This window comes from Desulfobaccales bacterium (assembly GCA_041648175.1).
In the GTDB taxonomy this organism is placed as follows: domain Bacteria; phylum Desulfobacterota; class Desulfobaccia; order Desulfobaccales; family 0-14-0-80-60-11; genus 0-14-0-80-60-11.
Genome location: JBAZPO010000021.1, coordinates 1 through 23,272, shown reverse-complemented (window position 1 = coordinate 23,272; position 23,272 = coordinate 1). Strand labels below are relative to the sequence as shown.

Annotated in this window: 21 protein-coding genes; 9 read left to right on the top strand and 12 right to left on the bottom strand. The window is 51.9% G+C overall.

Annotation, left to right across the window (positions count from 1 at the left end):
* Positions 1-334 precede the first annotated feature (334 nt).
* The 9 genes from WC600_16060 to WC600_16020 form a co-directional block, all read right to left on the bottom strand.
* Entirely contained in the window at positions 335-1,183 is an 849-nt protein-coding gene (locus WC600_16060; protein MFA4904249.1) for a FecR family protein, read from the bottom strand.
* Between the two features lie 150 nt (positions 1,184-1,333).
* Positions 1,334-3,145: an NACHT domain-containing protein gene (locus WC600_16055; protein ID MFA4904248.1), complete on the bottom strand. Its 1,812-nt coding sequence runs from the start codon at positions 3,143-3,145 to the stop codon at positions 1,334-1,336.
* Positions 3,146-3,213: 68 nt separating this feature from the next.
* Entirely contained in the window at positions 3,214-4,470 is a 1,257-nt protein-coding gene (locus WC600_16050; GenBank protein MFA4904247.1) for a PQQ-dependent sugar dehydrogenase, read from the bottom strand.
* Between the two features lie 437 nt (positions 4,471-4,907).
* Positions 4,908-6,035: a glutamine-hydrolyzing carbamoyl-phosphate synthase small subunit gene (gene carA / locus WC600_16045; GenBank protein MFA4904246.1), complete on the bottom strand. Its 1,128-nt coding sequence runs from the start codon at positions 6,033-6,035 to the stop codon at positions 4,908-4,910.
* Positions 6,036-7,136: 1,101 nt separating this feature from the next.
* Positions 7,137-7,364 (bottom strand): hypothetical protein, encoded by a 228-nt coding sequence (locus WC600_16040; GenBank protein MFA4904245.1) that lies wholly within the window; start codon positions 7,362-7,364, stop codon positions 7,137-7,139.
* Positions 7,365-7,568: 204 nt separating this feature from the next.
* On the bottom strand, positions 7,569-7,841 hold the full coding sequence (locus WC600_16035) for a hypothetical protein (protein MFA4904244.1): 273 nt from the start codon (positions 7,839-7,841) through the stop codon (positions 7,569-7,571).
* A gap of 117 nt (positions 7,842-7,958) precedes the next feature.
* Positions 7,959-9,269 (bottom strand): 3-deoxy-D-manno-octulosonic acid transferase, encoded by a 1,311-nt coding sequence (locus WC600_16030; GenBank protein MFA4904243.1) that lies wholly within the window; start codon positions 9,267-9,269, stop codon positions 7,959-7,961.
* A 2-nt stretch (positions 9,270-9,271) separates the two neighbouring features.
* Positions 9,272-9,742 carry an NUDIX hydrolase gene (locus WC600_16025; GenBank protein MFA4904242.1) on the bottom strand — a complete coding sequence of 157 codons (471 nt, stop codon included), beginning with the start codon at positions 9,740-9,742 and terminating at the stop codon, positions 9,272-9,274.
* Positions 9,743-9,821: 79 nt separating this feature from the next.
* Positions 9,822-10,397 carry a hypothetical protein gene (locus WC600_16020; GenBank protein ID MFA4904241.1) on the bottom strand — a complete coding sequence of 192 codons (576 nt, stop codon included), beginning with the start codon at positions 10,395-10,397 and terminating at the stop codon, positions 9,822-9,824.
* A 95-nt stretch (positions 10,398-10,492) separates the two neighbouring features.
* Between WC600_16020 and WC600_16015 the strand changes: the two genes are divergently transcribed.
* The 9 genes from WC600_16015 to hslO all read left to right on the top strand — a co-directional run bounded on the left by WC600_16015 (position 10,493) and on the right by hslO (position 19,322).
* Positions 10,493-10,912, top strand: a complete 420-nt coding sequence (locus tag WC600_16015; GenBank protein MFA4904240.1) for a hypothetical protein — start codon at positions 10,493-10,495, stop codon at positions 10,910-10,912.
* Positions 10,913-11,018: 106 nt separating this feature from the next.
* Complete coding sequence (locus WC600_16010) at positions 11,019-12,188, top strand: class I SAM-dependent rRNA methyltransferase (GenBank protein ID MFA4904239.1); 1,170 nt, start codon at positions 11,019-11,021, stop codon at positions 12,186-12,188.
* A 270-nt stretch (positions 12,189-12,458) separates the two neighbouring features.
* On the top strand, positions 12,459-13,151 hold the full coding sequence (locus tag WC600_16005; GenBank protein MFA4904238.1) for a hypothetical protein: 693 nt from the start codon (positions 12,459-12,461) through the stop codon (positions 13,149-13,151).
* Positions 13,152-13,231: 80 nt separating this feature from the next.
* Positions 13,232-14,089 (top strand): SH3 domain-containing protein, encoded by an 858-nt coding sequence (locus WC600_16000; GenBank protein ID MFA4904237.1) that lies wholly within the window; start codon positions 13,232-13,234, stop codon positions 14,087-14,089.
* Positions 14,090-14,369: 280 nt separating this feature from the next.
* Complete coding sequence (locus tag WC600_15995) at positions 14,370-15,632, top strand: PAS domain-containing protein (GenBank protein MFA4904236.1); 1,263 nt, start codon at positions 14,370-14,372, stop codon at positions 15,630-15,632.
* Position 15,633: 1 nt separating this feature from the next.
* Complete coding sequence (locus WC600_15990; GenBank protein ID MFA4904235.1) at positions 15,634-16,275, top strand: response regulator transcription factor; 642 nt, start codon at positions 15,634-15,636, stop codon at positions 16,273-16,275.
* A 200-nt stretch (positions 16,276-16,475) separates the two neighbouring features.
* Complete coding sequence (locus WC600_15985) at positions 16,476-16,667, top strand: hypothetical protein (GenBank protein MFA4904234.1); 192 nt, start codon at positions 16,476-16,478, stop codon at positions 16,665-16,667.
* 584 nt (positions 16,668-17,251) lie between these two features.
* Entirely contained in the window at positions 17,252-18,424 is a 1,173-nt protein-coding gene (locus WC600_15980; protein ID MFA4904233.1) for a PLP-dependent aspartate aminotransferase family protein, read from the top strand.
* A 16-nt stretch (positions 18,425-18,440) separates the two neighbouring features.
* Positions 18,441-19,322 carry an Hsp33 family molecular chaperone HslO gene (gene hslO, locus WC600_15975; GenBank protein ID MFA4904232.1) on the top strand — a complete coding sequence of 294 codons (882 nt, stop codon included), beginning with the start codon at positions 18,441-18,443 and terminating at the stop codon, positions 19,320-19,322.
* Positions 19,323-19,371: 49 nt separating this feature from the next.
* Here hslO and WC600_15970 read toward each other — a convergent pair whose 3' ends face one another.
* From WC600_15970 to aroF, 3 genes are all read right to left on the bottom strand, one after another.
* Complete coding sequence (locus WC600_15970; GenBank protein MFA4904231.1) at positions 19,372-19,788, bottom strand: DsrE family protein; 417 nt, start codon at positions 19,786-19,788, stop codon at positions 19,372-19,374.
* A 56-nt stretch (positions 19,789-19,844) separates the two neighbouring features.
* Entirely contained in the window at positions 19,845-20,042 is a 198-nt protein-coding gene (locus tag WC600_15965) for a hypothetical protein (protein MFA4904230.1), read from the bottom strand.
* A 300-nt stretch (positions 20,043-20,342) separates the two neighbouring features.
* A complete protein-coding gene (aroF, locus tag WC600_15960; GenBank protein MFA4904229.1) occupies positions 20,343-22,271 on the bottom strand; it encodes a 3-deoxy-7-phosphoheptulonate synthase in 1,929 nt (642 codons plus the stop codon).
* Positions 22,272-23,272: the final 1,001 nt, after the last annotated feature.

Below are 23,272 nucleotides of genomic sequence, written 5' to 3'. Positions count from 1 at the left end.
AATTGGGCGGCTTGGATGAACCCTCGGCCGGACCCAATATTCCTTTCCCTGGCCCGTACCGTGAAGGACGAGCCCTCGGCGCGGTCAGGCGGGTTTAATAAATTGTGGGAACAGATAAGTGATTCTCTTTCCTTCACCCCTTCTGTGAAGAAGGGATGCAGGGAAGCATTTTGTTAAGTCTTGTTCAGCAAATCACCAGGCCGGGGCCGGCCTGGTGACCTGGAGGTAACTCGTCTAAAGAAATCGTATAATTTTATTCTTTTATGAGCTCCAAGGCCATAGATTTTTATGCCTCTATCCGGCAGGTTCTCTTCCACCTCGCATCGGCAACTGTTTAGGAGGTCGATGGGCTGGAGGGTGAACTCGGGCCATGGGATGGACCCGGAGTTGGAGCCGGTATCTGAGGCTGCGGCTGGAGCACCGGGGGAGTATAGAACTCTTGTCTTAAGCGCTGATCAGGACTGGTGGGTAGTCCGGGTGGCAACTGATATTCGCCGCCCACCGGAGGTAGCCCGCCAGGTCCCAGTAAGCCCCCGGCCACTATCCCGGTGTCCATGAGCCGCTCTAGGATGCCGATCATTTCCATGGACATGGGTTTGGCCAGAAAGGGTTGTTTGCCCATGGGGACCTGGGTAAAATGCATGGACTGGAGCAGGAGTTGGGCCGGAATAGTGGGGAGATTGGAGCTGACGCCCAAGGTCCCCCGGGCCAGATACACCGAGGAAAACGCCGGGGCCAGGAGGGTATACCAGTCGGTGCCGCGCACGCCGATGACCGCGGTGTGGGTTTCCATGATGAAATCCGGCTCTTCGGTCTGGATGATGCGATTGACCACGGTGTGCACCAGACCCTTAAAGAGGCGGATCACGGCCCGGCGCTCATTCGTGGCGCGATTATAGGAATAATCCGCCACCGCCAGGCGGGACTCCGGCGCCAGGACAAGGATCGAGTCATCCATCATGGTCAGTTCGGCCCTGGCCCTGGCCTTGGTGCGGATGACATCACCAGGTTCCACGCCATCCCTGAGCTTAACGGGGAGGCCGGGGATTTTGCCGCCCTTGAGCAGGTCAACTTCGCCCCGGACCTGGGTGAAGCGGCCGACGACGGCGGCGTGGAGACTGACGGGAAGAATCAAGGCCAAGAGTAAGATTGCGATCAAGCCGGAGGAGATTTTCTTTTGCATGCCGAGACCCCTTTTTACCCTTATTCTCAACCTTTTAATATAGGTATGGCCCTGCAGTTTGTCCCGCAATTTGTATTTTTTCTTTAAAAGTTACTCTCAAGCGGGAGTTTGCGGCACACATATAAGGTGGGCTGGGTCCACCCTACATGGCTAAACAAGCCCATCTAAGAGTGAGGGATTCTCCTCATTTTTTGTAGATTTCCATATTTCTTGCGCTTTTCTAAAGATTCGTTGACTTTCACCTTCAATTATTGACGATAGCTCTGGGGCTATTCCTATCTTTATTAAATCATTAAAAGAATAATATGATACATTATTATTTTCTTGTGAATTATGATATCTATAATCTTTTAATTCTTTTATTTTATTGAGGTTAGAATTAGCTCTGTCCAATAATTTGGCCAGACCCTCAAAGATATTATGAATATTATCATTTATTAATTTCCAACTAAGGAAACTTCGATTCTTATTATATATGGAATTACTTCCCCCCAGTTCATCATTATCTTTCCATTCTACTACAACAAAATAATTAGATAGAAGGCTATCTGTTGCAAGTAATTGAACTTCGCAACTTGGAAATTCCAAATCGTTTTCTTGTAAACGAAGTAAATTTAAAATCATTGGTAGAAGAAAATATTTATTATATCTATATGTATCTATTTCTGACAGAAATTCTAATTCTTGGCCCCAAGGGAGAAGACCGTCCGAACTCCTTAGGCGCTCATAAAAATCAATTGCCCATGCTTCCGGTTTTTTCCGTATATAGGAAGCCGTGTAATATTCTTGTACAGTTTTATGAATAAAACGATATTCTTCACCGTCACGCACCAAAAGACAAGTAATCTTAACAATATCATCTACATAAGAAGAAGCATTAGCATTCAAGACACATTGTTGAAGAGCTTCCTGTGATAGAGAATATATTCCCTCGTCATTAAAGGATTGTTGCCCTGTCTTTTTGGCAAGAATGCACAAAGTTTCAAAGACCTGCCGATATTGATTGTCATCAAGTGCACAGCTTCTTTTTCGCGTAAATCCTGGTTTCGTACCATCATGTCGCTGAAGAAGGGTTTGAAAAAGCGAATCATAGAAATCAGACAGCTTAGCAGGGAGTTGTTTATAAGACTTGTAGGATAAAACGAGAAGGGTCACCATAAGAGGTGTGCACAAAAGATCTATAATATGCCTGGCATGATTCTCTATATGATCAATTAATGTGTCGGCCCAAGTTTGACCAGAGGCCAATTTTTTAATGACATTCTTATACTCATCTTTTTGAAGATTATCAAGCATTACAACATTGAAGTAGTTAGAAAATCTTATGTCGTGATGCGGGCGCGATGTAACTATGACTCTTATATTTGGCCTTGTGGCAATCAAATCCTCAATTTCTGAAAGGACCCTCGATTTTAGGTCGTCAGGCACTTCGTCAAAGGCATCCAGCAAAAGCACAATCTTCCCAGAGGCCGCTAAAGCTGTGAATATTTCATCATCTATATCAAGTTTTAAGCTTTTAAATGCCGTGAAAATGCGATCATTTAAAGTTTCTAAGTGGCTAACCCGTCTGAGTTCTAAGAATATGGGAATATATTCCCCTCTACCCAGTTCCACAGAACATAAGTATCTAAGTAAGATAGATTTTCCTTGACCAGCAATACCCTGAATAAGAATATTATTTTTTGTCTTGAAGTCGGAAAGTTTGCTGACTTTAGATCTCTTTCCATCTAATAGGACATGGGAATCACAATAGAAATCAATGAGATCGACAGGTTTATCAATCTGCCATATCGTTTTTACTTTGCGGACTTGGCCAATTTGTTGATAAAGTTTATCGATTTGTTGATCTGTATTCCATTGTTTGATTTTACGGCCTGTTTGCTGGACCAAAGCTTGATAAAGGTCAAGCACAACTTGCTTAAAAAGTTTCTTAGCGGCTAACGCGCCCGCAGTGCTCAGCATTGCATTCAATGTATTCTCCTCTAAAACGAAAGTTACATAATGTTAATACAATCTTTTCAAATAACAAGTTATTTCCTATAGACCACCTGATACACCACCCCCGCCTTGTCATCTGAAATAAAAATCGTGCCGTCGTCTTTGATCAGGATATCCACCGGGCGGCCCAGGGCGCCGTGGGGGGTCAGCCAGCCGGTGATGAAGTCCTGGGCGTCCATAGGGTTGCCGGCGGCGTCCAGCTTGTAGCGCACTACTTTAAAGCCCGTGGGCTCGGAGCGGTTCCAGGAGCCGTGGTAGGCCACCAGGAGGTTATAGCGGAACTCTTCGGGCCACGCCTTAGGGAAGAAGGCCAGTCCGAGGGGGCTGGAGTGGGCCGGAAGGTCGATAAAGGCAGGGATGGTGTCCTGGCAGAAGCCCCGGCGGGAGCCGCTGGGATCGAACTGTTCGTCGTGGACCCGCTTGCCGTAGCACCAGGGCCAGCCGTAATTTTCGCCGTGCATGATGAGATTAATTTCGTCCGGCGGCAGGTTATCCCCGAGATAATCCCGGCCCATTTCCGTGGCCCAGATATGCTTGCTGAGGGGATGGCGGGCCATGAACACCGAGTTGCGCAGGCCTGAGGCATAGGTTTGAAGGTTAGCGCCATCGGCGTCGGCAATCAGGATCTTGGCGTAACGCCAATCCTTTTCTTCGCAGACGTTGCAGTTGGAGCCTACAGAAATCAAGAGGCGCTGCTGCTGGGGCGGGGGCAGGAACAGGAGGGTCCGGGTGAAATGGCGTCCGCCCGGGGGGAGGTCGATGATCTTTTTCTTATTGGTGGCTTTGAGGTGTTCGGGGTCGTAATCGTATATCGCCACCTGGCCGGTCTCCGCCACATAGAGCCGCGGTTTCTCTTCAGGTTTTTTTGTGTTTTTTGTATTTTTCGTAAAGGCCAGGCCGTGAGGGTTGTTCAGGCCCTGGACCACGGTCACTACGTCATCGGCGACGCCGTCAGCGTTTTTATCCGGCAGGGCCACCACCTTGCCCTGGCGGGTGAGGCTGACCAGGAGGGTGCCTTCGGGGTCTTCGGCCAGGACCCGGGCGCCGGGGACGTGGTCGGCAAAAACCGAGATGGTAAACCCCGGGGGGAGCAACAAGTCAGAAGAGGCAGATTCGAGCAGGGGAGGGGTACCGGCGCCGGGGGTTGCCTCCGGGGCTTTAGCAATGTCTTTGGGCGGGCTCAGAAACGCGGGTCCGGCGCCGCGCAGGTTGTACCAGGCGAAAGGCCCGGCCCAGAGAAACACCGCGGCCGCCAGGATGATGGAGATGATGACCAGGGGTTTTTTCATGTACACCGCGAGGTTTGCTTCGCCGCCGGATTGCGGCAGTCTTATATGCCCGCTTTAGCCTCGTTTAATGGTGCGTAAGATGCATCCTACGGCTTACTGTCAGCCAATATTCCTTTGAGTCCGCTTACCAAAAGCGGAAGCTCGTTCAACTTGTTCCCAAGTTGCACTTGGGAACATCAATGGATGCCAAGCTCAGCTTGGCTCGATAATGCGTTCCCAAGCACAGCTTGGGAACAAGCAACAAACGCCGAAATACTCATGTATGACGACATTCAACTTGTTCCCAAGTTGCACTTGGGAACATCTAAGGATGCCAAGCTCAACTTGGCTGAATAATGCGTTCCCAAGCACAGCTTGGGAACGAGAACATGGTGCGTGAAACGCACCCTACAACAACTGACGCAAAATTTCCAAAGGCACTGTGTGTCGCCATGAGTTCAATTCCCCTTGACCATCTCCAAGAATTCCTCGAAGAGATAGTTGGCGTCATGGGGGCCGGGGGCGGCCTCGGGGTGGTACTGCACCGAGAAGGCCGCCAGTTTGGGATGGCGCAGGCCCTCTAAGGTGCCATCGTTGAGGTTGACGTGGGTCAGCTGGACCGCGGGGTCGGGGATGGATTCCAGGTCCACGGCAAAGCCGTGATTCTGGGAAGTGATCTCGACTTTGCCCGAGAGTTTATTCTTAACCGGTTGGTTGGCCCCGTGATGGCCGAATTTGAGTTTAAAGGTGCGGCCCCCCATGGCCAAACCCATGAGCTGGTGTCCCAGGCAGATGCCGAACATGGGCTGCGACCCCAGACACTGGCGCACGTTGTCCACGGCATAGGTGACCGCGGCCGGGTCTCCGGGGCCGTTGCTGAGGACCACGCCGTCGGGTTTAAGGGCCAGGATGCTCGTGGCCGGGGTGGTGGCGGGCACCACCAGGACCTCCAGGCCCCGTTCTTTTAAGCTTCTGATAATATTGAATTTAACGCCGTAGTCGTAGAGGACCACTTTTTTGCCGGACTTTTGGGTCCAGAGGACGGCCAGGTCTTGGGGCGCACTACCCGGGGCCGGCACTTCGGGCCACCAATAGGCCTGGGCGCAGGTCACCAGGGGCACCAGGTCCTGACCCTCCATACTGGGGAGTGCTTGGGCGCGGCGCACCAGGGACGCGGGGTCCAGGTCCGTGGTCGAGATAATCCCCCGCATGGCCCCGCCCTCCCGGAGGCGCTTGGTCAGCGCCCGGGTGTCCAGACCTTCCACCCCCAATTTGCCGGAGGCCTTGAGGTAATCGGCCAGATTGCCCTGGGAGCGCCAGTTGGAAGGGTAGGGGTGGTACTCCTTGACGATGAAGCCTTCCACGTGGACCCCCCGGGACTCCAGATCCTCGCTATTAATGCCGTAATTGCCCATAAGGGGATAGGTCATAGTGACGATCTGCCCTTTGTAGGACGGATCGGTGAGAATCTCCTGATAACCGGTCATGGCGGTGTTGAACACCACTTCGCCGCTGCACTCGCCGGGTCCGGTGAAGGACCGGCCCCGTAAGATCAAACCATCTTCCAACGCCAGTAATGCTTTCAACGACTACCTCGAAATTGCAGAATTTCTCTTAAATATACCATATCTAGATGGGAACCCGATCACTTTTTTGCAACCGCGGGATCAGCGCGCGGTCCGGGGACAGTGACCGGGCGCTCGGTTTTGCGGGGGTAATTGGGGGGGCATGAGCACCTAAGAAGGAAATCGTTTAAACAGATAATTTGGTAGCCGCGGGTTTTGACGTGAAAATCCAAATCCCCCTAAATCCCAGCAATGTCCGGTTAGGTTTTTGCAAATGAGGAAGTTCGTTGGGCGTAGTCCAACAGCTCAAAAATTCGCTGCGCCCTTCCGGCTCCGAGAAGATTACTTCCCCCTCACCCTAACCCTCTCCCCAATTGGGGAGAGGGGAAAAAGTGGAGCCGATTTAATGCCTTATGGTTACTAAAACGGCCACATCTCCTACCCCCTCTCCACCCGCTTCGGGGGGAGAGGGCTGGGGTGAGGGGGGCAGAACAACCTCATGCAATTTTCTAACCGGACACTGCTGCCTAAATCCCCCTTTTCCAAAGGGGGACTTTTTGCCCCTATTCTTTATGGCTAGCCGGTTTCGGACATTTAAGCCAGCCCCTAACTTATGAGCGCAATTCAGTATAAGAAGCTACCACCGAGTATACATGGATTAATATAGATATATTGAATAGATAGCCGCGCAGAAAAAATGACTGAATCTAAGGCCCGTGGCGGGGCGATCAGGAGGATAGTAAGGGTTTGGCCTGGCCTCAATTTTAGGGTGGAAAGCAAATTTGTGCAAATCAGAGAGTGACCCCCAGGCTTTGAGCTTTTTAGCTGGCTGAGGGTTAACTATTAGCTCACCCGAGAGGCGCTATTTTCCACGTTTGGCGTAATCGCGCATGCCTGTGAATATGCGCACTTTGCCCGGGCGGTTGCCTCCTAATGGGGGGCCACTATTAATTGTAAACTTATTTCTATCTCTACATTTATCAGCCAATTTTCCTTCGAACCATTAATTTAACCGATGCCGCGATTCATTCCCGCCTGGTTGAGGTTCGCCTATTTCGTATTGCTTCTGCGAGACTCGCCTTGGGCTGAGTCGAATAATCTTAAGCGCCAGTAGGCTTCCACCTAGCCGGCCTGCCAGAAAGGGCCCGTTTTACCCAGCTTTTGTAACGCCAGGAATAATTCGGACGTATATTCCTGGACCCGCGCAAGGTAGTCCGGTTTCAGCCGATGGCGCATCAAGGGTCCGCTAAAGGCCAGCGCCCAGTCGGCGAGCGGCATGATAGCGTCTGCTGAGACCGGGTCGTAAATAGACCAGTTCTTGACGTGTTCTTCCGACCGGAAGAGATTCATGCGACTTCATTTTAATCCCCAAGATGTTTCCCCCCACTTGGAGATCGGAACGTTCATATGGCCGACAGCCGTCGGTGGACTTACTTCCAAAATCTCTTCGTCGCGCATGCGAACCAGAATCGGCTCACCGCAATCCAGACAGCGCGTGTCGATGCGGACCTCAGTGCCGGGAAAGAGCCAGCGCACGGCCAGCACTTCCAGCCCTCACTGGCCGTACCACTTCTGTTCGCCCTTCACAGTCACCCGATAATGAGTGGGGACGTTAGAAAACGGCGCCCAGGACTCGATGTAATCGGTGTCCTCTACAAACCAGCAAGCGATGGAGGCTTCGGCGGCCTTATGCTGCACGCCCCTGGCTTCATCGGGACGGAGCCCCAATATTTCGGCAAGTTCGGTGTAATGAGGGGCGCGTCCGGTTTTGATGAAGTGCTCCACAATTGAGGTGTAGGCTTTCTGGACCAATATCGACTCTACCATTACATTTCCTCCAAATATAATATGGCAGCATATGATATTGTAAACTAAATGCTTATATAATTCTTAATTTTTCTCTGTAATTCTGCGTCTATTAGGCTATCCAGAGTGTGGGGTTGGTTACTGCGGGTGAACCAGGGAGGCGATTAATTCGGCCTGGCGGCGGGATGCGCCCTGGTGGGGGATCAAGGCCGCCTGGGCGAGCCGGCCCAACTCTAAGTTGAGCTCGGTTTGGGCTAAGAAACGCTCCACGGCCTGGGCCAGGGAGTCAGCATCTGTGACCATGATACCGGCTCCCACTTCTTCCAGGATCGCTTTGGCCCAGAGAAAGTTTTCCAGATGAGGGCCGTAGATGGGGGCGCGACCCCAGGCCGCGGGTTCCAGGATGTTTTGGCCGCCGTGGGGCACGAGGCTGCCGCCGATAAAGGTGACGTCGGCTAAACCGTATAGGGTGAAGAGGTCGCCGATAGTATCGATGATAACCACGGGGTGACGGCGTGAATCCTCGCCGGACTTGAGGCGGGACCAGAGCTGACTTTTAAGGCCGCGGCCGGCAAGGAGCCGGGCTAAATCGGGGGCGCGTTGCGGATGGCGAGGCGCCAAAATGAGGTTTAAAGCAGGGGAGGGGGCCAGCAGTTTCTCATAGGCGTCAAGGATCACTTCCTCTTCGCCGGGGTGGGTGGAGGCTGCCAGCCATACCGGACCATAGGTCCCGGGACTGTTTAAGATACCACGGAACTCCTCAAGGCGGGCATCATCGCGGCCCTGCAGCAAGCGGTCGTATTTCAGATTGCCGGTGAGATGGAGTTTGTTTGGTGAAATTCCCAGGCGCTGGAACCGCTGATAATCCTGGAGCGAGCCCGCGGCAACTAGATCAAATAGATTAATAATATTATTAAGATACCGTCTATATTTAACAAATCTTCTTAAGGATTTATCGGAGAGCCGGCCATTGACCAGGGCCAGACGAATGCCACGTTTGTGCGCCATATACAGGAAATTCGGCCAGATCTCCGATTCCAGGCCAATGAATATCTGGGGGCGGAGGTAGTTCAGGTAGCGCTGCACCGCCCAGGGGATGTCCAAGGGGAAGTAGCAGACCAGGGCGCCCAAGGGAGTAAAGTGCTTGCGGGCCAGCATTTGGCCGGTTTCGGTGCCGGTGCTGATGATGAAGGAGGCCTGGGGCAGGAGGGTCTTGAGCTCACGAAACAGGGGGATTGCGGCCTGGATTTCGCCCACGGAGACGCCATGGAGCCACAAGCGAGGCGAACCGGGGGGCAAAGGCCCCGTTGGCAACTTAAGGCCCAGACGAGGCAGAAAACTTTCACCCTGGCCCCGGGATTTCAGGTGCCAGTAGAAGTATGGCCAGCCTACCAGACCACCAATGGTACTGACCATTTTATAAAAGAATATTAGTCTGTTATCAGCCAAATCTAATAAGTCTTCTTAATTTTAGCTAGCCATTGCGGACGAACTTTAAGGTAATCCGCCAGGATGCGCTTATGGTCAAAAGCCAGCACCTCAGGCAGTTGTTCCGGAGTAAAGATGGCCAGGTGACGGGCGTCGTCCGCAGCCTGGGGAGTGCCGTCGCCGTGAGCTACGTACACGGTGGTGATGGTATGGCGCCGGGGATCGCGCTCGGGGTCCGAATAGGTATGGAACTGTCCCAGGAGAGTTACGGTAAGTCCGGTTTCCTCCCGGGCCTCTCGTAGGGCGGCGATTTCTAAAGATTCGCCGTAATCCACGAACCCCCCGGGCAACGCCCAACCGTGCGGCGGATTAGCCCGTTCGATCAAAATCAAGCCCTGGTCGCGATATTCGATAATGATATCGACCGTAGGTACCGGATTACGGTGCTTCTGGGTCCCGTAACCGCACTGAGGGCACTTTTCTTGGGTCAGCATATCTTAGTTTACATAATATATATTATCAGACGTTATATTTAGGGCTGATTGGAATGACTCCTCCGAGGGGTTTGAAAAATTATCGACATAGTTCCCGTTTGTAGAATTTCTTGAGGTCGTTGTAATTCACTGAGACGATTTGCCAGACGCCGTGGTCAGGTTGACGGCGCATTTGAAACCGAAAGGTCTCCTGGGATTTGGGGTCAGTCAAGGTCACCTGCGCCTCACCCTCCCCCTGGTTGTCGATCTGGGCCACAGTCGCCGCGGCGGCCACCGCCAGGATCTGGGTGTTATTCAAATTGAGGAGATAGTGGTCCAGGACCTTGCGGATTTGGGGTTCGAAGGTTTCTAATAATTTGGGCAGAAAAAGTTGGGCGAACTTGCCGCCCAGGCGACGGGAATATTTGGTCAAATCATCAGCCTGGGCATCGTCTTTGGTCTCCACGTCTTGGCTGGAAGCCTTGGAAAAATTAGTCACAATCTCTTTTAAATCCACATAGGTGAAAAACTTGTCCAGGTTGCGGGTCTTCAGGGCCAGGGCCGCTTGCTGCAAGGCGTAACGGGGTGAGTTGGCCCATTGCCAGTAGAGGCCTCCGGCCAGGGCCGCGCCCAGGACCACGATGGCCACCGCAATTATCCAGGTTTTGCGTCGCATGCTGCCCCTTTTCTTTAGTCTCTTGTGCAGAAGATCATTATACTATACCTTAATTAGCCTGAGGATTCTAACACATTGAGGAACTCTAGCTGAATATGGCAATGAATTCAGGAAGATTAATTTCCCAGCATGCTTTGGCGAATGGCCTGATTTTGGAGCTGTGGGACCACTCCCGGCCGGTGGCCGGCGATCGCTGGTACGTGAGCCTTTCAACCCGGATAGCCGTTCCCGTGAGGGCTGATACCTTGCCGCCGGAGTTAAAGGCGCTTGCAGAGCAAGTTGTAACGGCGCTGGGAGACGAAATAATTTTCACTCGCAAAGAAGAGCGCAACTTTATATCTGCGGCGGAATTTCCTGTCCTGCTTCAAGAAATGCAAGACCGGGTTTTGAAACTGGCCCCCGGCTACTTTGGGCACCCCGATTTTGCCGCAAAGTTCATCCAGGGGAAATTCGCCGAACGCCAGAAACTGGAGCACTGGCAGAGATTAGATACGCGCCGGGACAGCGCCGGATGACTCCCGCCCCTCCCCTGCCCTCTTTTGCCTTTGGAATATTATTTATGTCATATCAATATATTGAAGCACATCGCCGAGGAACATCATGGCAAACGGAGCGCCAAGTATGAGTCCTATACCGCAGATCCGATTGACGCCCAAGGGGCTCAGGTGGCAGCGCACCGGGCACCCTTGGGTCTATCGCAATGACCTGGAAAGCATCCCGAAGCTGGCCGCGGGTGAACTGGTGGCCATGACCGATGCCAGTGGCCGCTTCTTGGGACAGGCCTTTTACAGCGCCGCGTCCCGCATCGCCTTGAGATTGGTAACTGCCGGAAATAACATCGTAAATAGGGTATTTTGGGAGGACCGGCTTAAACGAGCCTTGGCGTATCGGCGTCAGGTCGTGTTTGAGACTGACGCCTACCGCCTGATTTACGGGGAGGCGGACGGGTTCCCTGGCCTGATGGTAGATACCTATGCCGGCCACCTGGCAATTCAGACCCTGCACCCGGGTATGGAGCGCTGGCTACCCACCATAATTGAGATTTTGGTGGAGCAGTTGGCGCCGGCTTCGGTGACCCTGCGCCATGATGCCGAGGTGCGCCACCAAGAGGGGCTGCCTCTGGAAGTAAAGACGGTTTACGGGGAACTGTCGGATCGGGTGGAGGTCCGGGAGGGCGCGGTCAGGTTGTGGGCGGATATCCGGGCCGGCCAAAAAACCGGGCTCTTTTTAGACCAGCGGGAAAACCGCCGGGCCGCAGCAATCTTCTCGCATGGGGAAGTCCTGGACGCGTTTGCCTATCAGGGGGCGTTTGCCATGCACCTGGCGCCACTGGCCCAACGGGTCACCCTGGTGGAGAGTTCGGGGCCGGCCCTGGCGGTAGCCCAAGAAAACGCCAGCCTGAATGGCTATAACCATCTGGACCTGGTCAAGGCCAATGTCTTTAACTTCCTGAAGGAGGCAGTGGCTGAGGGCCGACGCTTCGACCTCATCTCGTTGGACCCGCCGGCCTTTGCCAAGAGCCGTCTGGAACGGGCCGGGGCGGCCAAAGGTTACAAAGAGATTAACCGCCGGGCCTTTCAGTTGCTCCAACCCGGAGGCATTCTGGTTACTTCATCCTGCTCCTATAACCTGAGCGAGCCGGAATTTCTGGAGATCGTGCGGGAAGCTGCTGCGGACACTCATCGCCAGGCCCGCATCGTAGAGCGCCGGGGTGCGGCCAAGGACCACCCTGCCCTGCTCTCGTTGCCGGAGAGCTTGTATCTCAAGTGCCTGATTTTGGAGGTGGAGTAGACGGTGGTGAGTGGTTAGGGTTTATAAACCAATTCAAAATCTCGATATTGCAATGCCCCCTGACATTCGAAATTACCCACATTAAAGATGCCTGCTTAGGTTCTGCCGAGCATATCCGCACATTTGCACTTTTATCGCTAAAATCAGTATGTTGTCTTTAGAGGTACTCTTTATGTCATATTTTTAGTTAAATATGATATATTTATATTAACGTTTGTGCGCCCTCCAGGGTCAGGCGTGTCAGAAGAGGCTGTATTGGAGGGAATTAAAATGTCTCAAATAGAAAAAGCCAAGGATTCCATAACGAATACCCTCGCTGCCCTCGAGGCCGAGACCCATGAGGTAGTTCAGGGATCAATCCGACTAAATGACAACTTAGATTCAGCTAAGAAAAAAATATGGCGACAGGTCTTGGTAATCTGGGCGGTCGGGATCATTTTAGCCATCTCTTACTTTTTCGTTCTTACCAATCAGCCCATACCTACAAACCAAGCTCCCGTAAGACAAGCAACCCAGCAAAATAGTGGGACAAACGTGGCAACCGACCAATCTTCGAAAACCTCTCAACTCCCTTTAAAAGTATTTCATTCGCTAGCGATTTCTGAACAAGAAGAACTGGTCAATTTGCTCACTAAAATTCGAGAAGCCCAATTAAAAAAGGATATCCACTTGTTCATGGAAGCCTACTCTCCTGATTTTCCGGAGGTCGGTCAAAAAAGGGATTCGACGTTAACTATTTGGAAAAAATATAATTACCTTGATTCCCAATTTAAGCTAACAGATCTCCAAGGAGAAACCCCAACCACTATCCTTGGAAAAGTAATCTGGAATATCAAAACCCAAGATCAGAAAAATGGGTCAATCAGAATCTTAACGAAAACATATCAAGTGACATTTTCCAAAGGATCGGGAAAATGGTTGATATACAATTTAAAAGCGGTTGATAATATTAATCCCAATTAAATAAACCTATCATGGTCGCTCTGAGTGAGACACAATATTAACCTTTATCAGTTTTAATTTAACATAACTTAATGATCAATATGAAAATCGTTAGATTGATAGTAATACCGTTGATTTCATTATCACTATATTCTTGTGCTACTAATAATAAAAATGCCAATTATTATTACAGTATCCCCACTGTTAGTTATTTGCGAGACTGCCCAGGTTATGACTGTCAAGTGGTAGCTGAGATTTACAATGCTAATGAAGTAAGGTTTCTTGATAAAAACGACGCTGGGTGGTGGAGAGTCCAATCCCTGCGAGACCAGAAAATTGGGTGGATTCAGGGAGATTTATTAAGTAACGTTCCTTTAATTACAAAAAATTATTATATTGTGGCGGATGAACTGCCCTTACGAGATTCTCCTGGTGAAGACATCGTTTCCCGTAAATTGCTTGGTTACGGGGATGAGGTCCAGAAAATTTCAGAAAAGAATGATTGGTGGCGAGTATTAGCTGAAAAAGATAAAGCGATAGGATGGATTCCCGCCAAAATGGTATCAGAAATAAAGCCAGAGCATCTTATGGAGCCTGGAAAGACCGCTGAAATTAGTTCTACAGCTTCCCCTCCTAAGACGACCTCTTATTACTTTGTTGCTGCAGAAAATATAAAACTGTACATAATACCCTCAATACCTTCACAAGTAGTGAAGGAATTAAAACTCAACGATCCAGTTGAAAAAATTTCTCAATCAGGTTCTTTGTGGGTTAAAGTAAGATATCCCACTACGGGTGCGGAAGGATGGGCTCACGCTCGCTACTTTAAAGATTCTCCTGTAACTAACAAAAATCAGATTGTAACGGAAAAGAAGAAAATTCTCAAAAAAGCTTCATCATCGAGCCAACAAACCAAAAAATCTGTAGAATCTGAATCCCTGGAACCAGAAGGGATGTAAACGTAATACGTCAATCATGAGAGTTGTCTGGGTCTTTTCTATCCAGCCTTTTCACTGATTCCTTTTCCCCAAGGACGGGGCCATGTTCGCCAAGCCTACAATCAAGCACCCTGGAACTGATGTCTGTGGGATAATTGGCTAACTGCAACCATACAAGATTATCACGATTTCTTTTGAGACCCGACCGGATCAGAGTTATATCTGTATGAACCGCCGATTTTTGAGAGTCTCGCAGCTAGAACCTGTTGTTTCGGCCTCACGGGAAACCTGAGGAAAACCCATGCTTGATTCTCTTACCATTGCAGCTATAATCGTGGTCTTACTGGGGGTCACCTGGTGGTATGCCCATTCGACGAACCGCCTGCTGCGCCAAGCTCAAGATCAAGTCGCAGCAATGCAGCGTCAAGCCCTCGCCAAGATCGAAGAGCTGCAATTGTCTTATGCCCAAATTCTTCACGAAACCGAAGGGCGTCGGCAGGCGGAAGGCAGGCTTGATGAAAGCGAGGCTCGCTTCGCCGCGTTTATGCGACATCTACCCGGAACAGCCTCGATGAGGGACACTCATGGTGGCTACCTTTTTGCCAACGAAACTTGGGAAAAAGTTTTTGGCCGCAAGGGGTCCGATTGGATGGGAAAGACCTTGGAGGAAGTCTGGCCTCCAGAACTGGCCAGCCGGTTTCGGGAGCTGGATCGGCAAGTATTGGAGTTATGGCAACCGTTGGAAAGTATCGAAACCCTGGAGCAGGATGGCTTGACCAATTTCTGGCTGAATAACCAATTCCCCATCCTGAACCAGGATGGCCAAGTAGTGATGGTGGGAGCCATTGGGATAGACATCACCGCACGGCGACAGGCAGAGGAGGCTTTGCGAAAGTCAGAGAAAAAACTCCGTTCCCTTACCGCGCAGTTGCTTACGGCTCAGGAAAATGAGCGCAAACGTTTGGCAGCGGAGCTGCATGATGAGTTGGGGCATGCCCTGTTGACTTTGAAGCTTAAGTTGGAAGCTTTGGCGGAGCAGTTGCAGCCACAGCAAGTGTCATTGAAAATCGAAATAAGTAAGATCCTCAGGTTTATCAGCGAGACCATCGGCGAAGTGCGCCGTCTTTATTTAGATTTGAATCCAGGCGATCTGGAAGATCTGGGGCTGACCGCCGCACTGGAATCCATGATCGAAGATTTCGTCGCCTTGCAAAAGAAGATTAAATGGGAGGTCAAGATAGACAACCTTGATGGCCTGTTCCCTTTGCCGGTCCAGACTGCGATCTACCGGGTCGTGCAGGAGGCCTTGACGAATATCGGAAAACACGCTTACCCCAACCATGTGTCGCTGGCAGCACACAGGGAAGACGGGCACGTTGCCTTTGTCATCGATGACAATGGCCGGGGGTTTGACCGGAACAAAGTCTTCATTGAGAAAAACACCTTAGGACTACTCTCCATGGAAGAGCGGGTGATGATTCTTGGGGGAGCTTTTGAACTCGTGAGCACAGAAAACCGGGGCACTCGTATCTCTTTTACCATTCCACTGCGCGGGAGGGCTTGATTTGGGTTCTTTTAGCATCGTTTTGGCTGACGATCACGTGATGTTCCGAGAAGGGATACGGAAAATTATCGAACGGATTGAGGAAACTGTTATTATTGGCGAAGTCAACGATGGCCTTGAGTTGCTGGAATTATTGAAGAAGTCCTGCCCTAATCTTGTCGTCCTGGATATTTCCATGCCAAATCTTCGGGGTTTGGAGGCTATCCGCGAAATCAAAAAGTATTACCCCCAGGTGAAGATCTTGGTTTTGACCATGCATCGTAAAAAAGAATTTATTCGTCAAGCCCTGGCTGATGGCGCCGATGGATTTCTGTTGAAGGAAGACCCCAGTGGTGAGTTGATCCGGGCCGTCCAGGCCCTAAAAAAGGGAGAAAAATACCTCTCCCGGCTTATTTCCGACGACCTGATAAGGTTGACTTTGGAGTTTGACCAAAACGATACTTTAACAAGTCGCGAAAAGGAGGTCTTAATCCTCTTGGTGGAAGGCAAGAAAAGCCAAGAAATTGCTAATGCTTTATTTATCAGCGTCAATACAGTGCGTCGGCACCGTTATAACATCATGGAAAAGCTGAACATTAACAATCTGGCCGATTTGGTCAAGTACGCGATCTCCCAAAACTATACCCTAATTACTCCTAAATGAATTGCTTACGAATGATCAAAACGATCATACGAAAATGGTCACTCCTCTTATTCCCCTTCCTATAAATATAATTTAATCTTTAGTTACCATTTTTTATGCCTCCCTGGGCAAACGGGCCATTATGGTTAGCCCGAAATGTCAACCGGCGATCTCGATTTCTTTCAGGCCGTTTGGCCTCGACCACCTAAAGGAGATATGCGATGGCTACTAATCAAGGGGCTGGACCCTCTTTCACTATCATCCAGTCGGCTATAGTGGTGGTGAAAATGGGTGAGACCACGGAGCAGGCCTGGCGGCGCCACGTCAAGAAACATCCCGAAGACACCTATGTTGACGTCAAGATTTTTCACTTTATCTCCCCAAACATCACTCAAAATTTGCTCATTGCCTAGCAGGTCGCGAACCTGAAAATAAGCCGATTAACTAAAAATACGCCTGACTTACGGGCAAGGTCGGGTTGACCGCTGCCTGGCGGAAAGCAAGGCCCTGCTTGACTTTTAAGCAAATCCCCGCTTCGCCACCATTTGGTTAAATAAGGCGTAATCTCAATGGGTTACGCCTTTTGGTTTTCCTGGCTTCCTCGCGTTTCCCCTGATACAGGCCGCAGTCAAGCAGAATATTCTGCCCGTTCACCGTGATCAAGTGCTGAGACCCGGTTATCGTCTGGGGCTGCCCCGTGAAAGCTGATCCGCATAAAGGCATAACCTCGCAAAGTCAACGGCAAATTGCTGGTATGATAGCGCGGGCGCGGCCGATGGACAAGTTATACTCATTGCCAAAAAGTTTTTTCTTATTAACCCCTCACCCTACCCTCTGCCACAAGGGGAGAGGAGAATTAGAGGAAAAAACTTTTGGCAAACGCTATAAATACAAAACGGGCAGGCCGGCATACTGCAAATGGACAACGATTCGTGGCGTTGATAAGATCAAGCATCGAAAATTTGCCAACATGGATTGCTCAAGGAGAGGCTGGATAATGCACAAATCAACCAAAGCCATTCATCTGGGAGCTCTGGAGAGTCCCGTCTATGGGGAGGTATCGCCTCCGATCTTCCAGACGTCCACCTTCGCTTTTCCCAGCGCCGAAGAAGGGGCTGCCCGGTTCAGTGGTGAGAAACCCGGATATATTTATACCCGCATGGGCAACCCCACGGTGAAGGCCCTGGAAGATAACATTGCCGGCCTGGAAAACGGTCTTGCCGGAATGGCGACGGCTTCCGGCATGGCTGCCATCGGCACCGTTTTTCTGAGCCTTTTAAGCCAGGGTGACCACCTCCTGGCCTCCGACTGTCTCTATGGACCGACGCATGTTATGCTTGAAAGCGAACTTCCCAGGTTCGGAATCGCTACCACCTTTGTAGATACTTCGGATGTGCACAACCTCGAGCCGGCTCTGCGGCCTAACACCAAGATGATTTACCTGGAGACCCCCACCAATCCAACCTTGAAGATTACCGATATTCAGAGAACCGCGGAAATCGCCCACCGGCACGGAGCTCTTGTGGCAGTGGACAACACCTTTGCCAGCCCCTATTTGCAACGTCCGCTGGAGCTGGGGGCCGACCTGGTAGTGCAGAGCTTGACCAAAATCCTCAACGGACATAGCGATGTGATCGGTGGCATGATCATCGTCAAGGATGCCGAACTTTATAAAAGAATCCGCAAGGTCCTGAACCTGTTTGGCGGGACTATGGACCCCCACCAGGCCTGGCTTATCTTGAGAGGAGTCCGCACCCTCCCGCTGAGGATAGAAAGAGCCCAGGAAAATGCCATGAAATTGGCGGCCTTTCTCAGCAACCACCCTAATGTGGCCTGGACCTGTTACCCAGGAATGACCGATCACCCCCAGTATGACCTCGCCAAACAGCAGATGGATGGCTTTGGAGCCATGCTCTGTTTTGGCGTGAAAAACGGCCTGGAAGGTGGCAGAGTCCTGCTCAACAACCTGCGCTTGATCACCCTGGCGGTATCTTTGGGAGGCGTGGAATCCTTGATCGAACATCCAGCCTCTATGACTCACGCCTCAGTCCCCCGGGCCCAACGGGAACAAGCCGGCATTCTGGACGAACTGGTGCGTCTCTCGGTGGGCTGCGAGGATTTTGGCGATCTCTGTGCCGACCTCGATCAAGCTCTCAATAAAATTGAGTAAAGAGGAGATAGGCGCGGTGGCGGATTACCTGGTTCGAGCTATAACGAAAGACGGCAGCGTCCGGGCATTGGCCTGCGTAACCACGCAGCTTGTCGATGAGGCCTGCCGCCGTCACGGCACCTATCCCACCGCTTCTGCTGCGCTGGGGCGGGCCTTGACCGGAGGGGCGCTCATGGGGGCGCTTCTGAAAAGCGGTCAGCGGGTGGCCCTCAAGTTCGAGGGCAACGGACCTCTGCAAAAAATCGTGGTGGAAGCCGAAAGCAACGGCTTGGTGCGGGGGTATGTAGGAGTACCCTATGTGGGCCTGCCGCCCCGGGGGAGAAAGTTAGATGTGGCCGGCGCCCTCGGGAAAGAGGGATTCCTTAGGGTAACCAAAGACTTGAGGATGAAGGAGCCCTACACGGGCGTAGTCAGACTCTTATCCGGCGAAATCGCCGAAGACCTGGCCTTCTACCTGGTCGAGTCGGAGCAGATTCCCTCCGCGGTGGGGCTGGGGGTCTTTGTTGAACCTGACGGGAACGTTGCCGCGGCGGGCGGTTTTCTGATCCAGTCCCTTCCCCCTGCCAACGATGCCGTCATAGACAAGTTGGCTGGACATATAAAGAAACTGCCCGCCATTACCGAGCTGCTGCGCAATGGCAAAACCCCGGAAGACCTCTTGGGGCTTATCTTCGCCGATATTCCTTTCATCACCCTGGAAAAGTACGTCCTGGCCTTCCGGTGTTCCTGCAGCCGGGAACGAGTGGAAAAAGCCCTTATCAGCCTCGGCCGGGAAGAACTGGCCTCCCTCCTCGAACAGCACGAGGAAACCGCCCTAACCTGCGAATTTTGCCGCGAAAATTACGTGTTGGGTCGAGCAGACCTGGAGCGGCTTCTGGGGGAAATGCAGGCATCTTGAACCCTCGGGCGGTCACTCGACCGCCTGACCATAAAGTATGCCTCCCTGATTACCAGGAAAGTGTTTTGGTGTTATCTTTGAATAGGGCCTCGGTGACCGAATTGGCCGTGCTCAACTTCACACCCGGGATGAGGTCGGACTCTGTAAACTTGAGAAATTTCTCGCACACTTGACAGGCATAAACCGTGCCGCCTTTACTGGTAAACTCGGTCAGTTTCTGTTGTTGCATGGCATACCGTTTGTTGTTGGCCTTGTTGACTATCTGAATCGCCTGGCTATTGACATAGATCGTCACCGGATGGCCGCGTTTCAATTGCTCCATGGAGAAAGCGATCGCCATATTGGCCTTGTGGTTATCATCCGTCGTCAGGTTCACAAAGAGCGGATCAGAACTGCCCGCCAGGGCGGCCTGGCCGAAGCCGGCCAAGACAACTATTATGATTATGAGAAGCCGCAACAATTTCATGTTCTCCTCCTTCAGTCATTCAGGAAGTTTGGCGATGTCGAGCCAAGGGAAAATTATCAGCCCCCACCATGCATATCCACCCATATTTGCCAAAACTGAGGATCCGATTGCTCGGGGGCGAGGGCGGTGCCATAGGAGCCAGAGGAACTTCCCGTAGGCCCGGGGCCGGTGGCGCCGTTGACGCAGGCCGCGACCCACAACAGGCTGCACAACAGCAAGGAAATGATAAGAGTTTTGAAAAATCCGATGTTCATCTCCACGTTCCTTCCTATTTTACAAGGATTTTACAATGACTTTTTGAAAGGATCTTCTGCACAAGGTAATTTCAGCAGGATGGGTTGTCAAGCTCCGGGCATGGCCGCTAAATTCGGGCTACTAGAGCAGAGGACGCGTTTTAAGCCAGGATTGGCTCCAGCCCTTTTATACGAAAATGCATTCATACCGGTAAATTGGTAGACGCAAGCTTTACCTTGAAAAACAAATCCCCCTAAATCCCCCTTTGCCAAAGGGGGACTTTAACCGCCAGCAGCGGCAGGCTGGTCGTGTTGCACATTTTACTTGGTCCCGGACGCCCCCTTTTCCACCCCGGTTATTCCTGCGCCTCCCTTCTGATAACTCCCCAAGGATTTGAAGTATTCCGTCTTGGCCCGCAACTGCTCAAGAAGAGGGCGGTTCGGCTCGGCTGACAGGTCCAGGTCCACATCTACATAGAAGAGATATTCCCAGGGCCGGTCGTGGATGGGCCGGGATTCCAGTTTCACCAGGTTGATGCTGTGGTCGGCAAAGACTCGCAGCGTTTCGAAGAGTGAACCCGGACGGTCGCTCACCGAATAGATAAGCGAGGTCTTGTTCTTGAGGCCCGGCAGGTCGCCCTGCTTGGAGATGACCACAAAGCGGGTGAAATTGCGGGGATTCATCTCGACGCCTTCTTTCAACACCACCATCCCGTAAAGCCTGGCCGCTTCGTCCCCGGCGATGGCCGCCTCCCCGGGATCGTTATTCTTCTTGACCCTTTCGACACAGGTGGCCGTATCCTGGCAGGCGATACGGTCCCAGTCGGGATGCGCCTCCAGGAACTCCTTGCATTGCCGGAAGACCTGGGGATGCGAGTAAATCCGCTTAATCCCCTGAAGCAGCGTGTTCTCGTGTCCGATAAGGTTGTGCTTGATCCTCAGAGTCACCTCACCGGCAATCTTGAGGTCGTATTCCAGGAACAGATCGTAGTTCTCATGGAAACTGCCGGTCAGACTATTCTCCAGGGGGAGCAGGCCAAAGGCCGCCTGGCCGCGGTCCACCAAGTCGAAGACCTCCCGGAAGGAGGAGCAGGTCTGCAAAGGCACATCCTCCCCGAAAAACTGACGGCAGGCCTTGTGGCTGAAAGAGCCCGGCACGCCGGCGTAGGCCGCCTGAACCGGTGTCCCCCCCAACTCGCCGGCCCTCCGGATCATCCTGGCCTTCTCGAGATACGTGTAATCCAGCTGTTTGCCCACCAGCGGGCCGATGACGTACAGGTCCCGCATAAGCTGCTCAAACTGGCCGGGGTAGAGGCTCTGGGGGCCGTCGGAAAGGGCCTTGTCGGGCTCAGTGTGCACTTCGATAATGAGTCCGTCGGCGCCCGCTGCGATGGCGGCCCGGGCCATGGGGCTCACCTTGTCCCGCAGACCAGTGGCGTGGCTGGGATCGACGATGATGGGCAGGTGCGTCAGTTTCTTGATTATGGGCACCGCGGTGAGATCGAGGGTGTTCCGGGTATAAGGCTCAAAGGTGCGGATGCCGCGCTCACAGAGGATCACCTGATCGTTGCCTTCTGAGAGAATGTATTCAGCGGACATGAGCCACTCCTCGATAGTGGCCGAGAGGCCCCTTTTCAAGAGCACCGGCTTGCCGAGGCGGCCGGCACACTTGAGGAGTTCAAAGTTTTGCATGTTCCGGGCCCCGATCTGGATCAGGTCCACGTATTTCATCATGAGGTCGGCCTGGCTGATGGAGGTCATCTCGGTAACAATCCCCAGCCCCGTTTCCTCTCGCACCTCGCTGAGGATCTTCAGCCCTGCTTCGCCCAGACCCTGGAAAGAGTATGGAGAGGTGCGCGGCTTGAACGCGCCGCCCCGGAAGAGCACGGCCCCGCTCTGGCGCACCGCCCGGGCGATGTCCAGGGTCATTTGCCGGTCCTCCACCCCACAGGGGCCGGCAATCACCACCAGGCGGTCGCCCCCGATGGCCGCGTCGCCGACCTTGATGAGAGAAGGAGTGGGATGGAACTCACGGCTTACCAGTTTATAGGGACTCGATATAGGAATGGCCTTGGCCACGCCGGGCAGACCCTCATAGTAGCCGATATCCCGGCGGATTTTACCGACCACCCCCAGGATGGTCTCCTCCACGCCTTTAATTTCCTTGACCAGGTAATCTTCGGCCCGGAGGGTGTCTTTCAGTCTTTCTTTGGCTTCCTTGGTGATGCCTTGGCTCAGTACCAGTATCATGGTGATCCTCCCATTCAGCTCTAGTTCCCAAAAATAAAAAAACCCCAGGAAATAATCCTCGGGGTTTCAACGTGGCTTGCACCCCGGGGGAGTTTGTCCTCCACCCGGGTAAATATCTTCAGTAATCAGGGTCCCGGGCAGAGGCTCCTAAAGCAGGTAAAAAAGCAGCCGAAAAAGGCCGAAAAGACGGACTCTCCCCGGAGCCTTCCAGCCAGATTGGATATCGAACACTGAGAAAATAACTCTGCCGCCATGCTCCCCTTCCTTCCAGATATGCCTTAAATATACTTTGGCGAACCATATGTCAATAAAAAGTTATCCGGTCAGGGTTACCATTCCCGCCACAAAAAGGCCTTCATGTATACTCATTGCCAAAAGAGGCTCTTGCAAATATCTCCCTGCCTGTCATTCTGAGGGAGCGAAGCGACCGAAGAATCTCATAAGTGGGTGAAAATACGAGATCCTTCGCTTCGCTCAGGATGACAAAACGGCTTTTTGCAATAACCTCAAAAGTTTTTTCTTATTAACCCCTCACCCTACCCTCTCCCACAAGGGGAGAGGAGAATTAGAGGAAAAAACTTTTGGCAAAGGCTATAACCCAAAGACGCCGCGGTCGTCCGACCGGTAATGTGAGAGGGCCAAGTGATGAATCTTCTTGGAGGCAATCGGTATGAGAGTATTATAGCGTTTGCCATAAATTTATGCCGCTGGCTGATTTTTAAATCCCCCTAAATCCCCCTTTTTCAAAGGTGGACTTTATAAGTAATTCCTTATAGTTACCCCATTTACCAAAGGGGGATTAGGGCAGTAGTGTCCGGCAAGCATTTTGCAAAGACTGTTCCCCCATCAGAATGTCAAAAAGGTAGCCGCAGGTTTAACAGGCTGTTGCTCAAATACATTCTCTTGAACTACATTTGAGCACTCCCGGGAGGCCGGGCGATAATCTTGGGACGATGATTCAAAAGCAGCCGGCCCAGCTTAGAGAACCTTTACTGGTGATT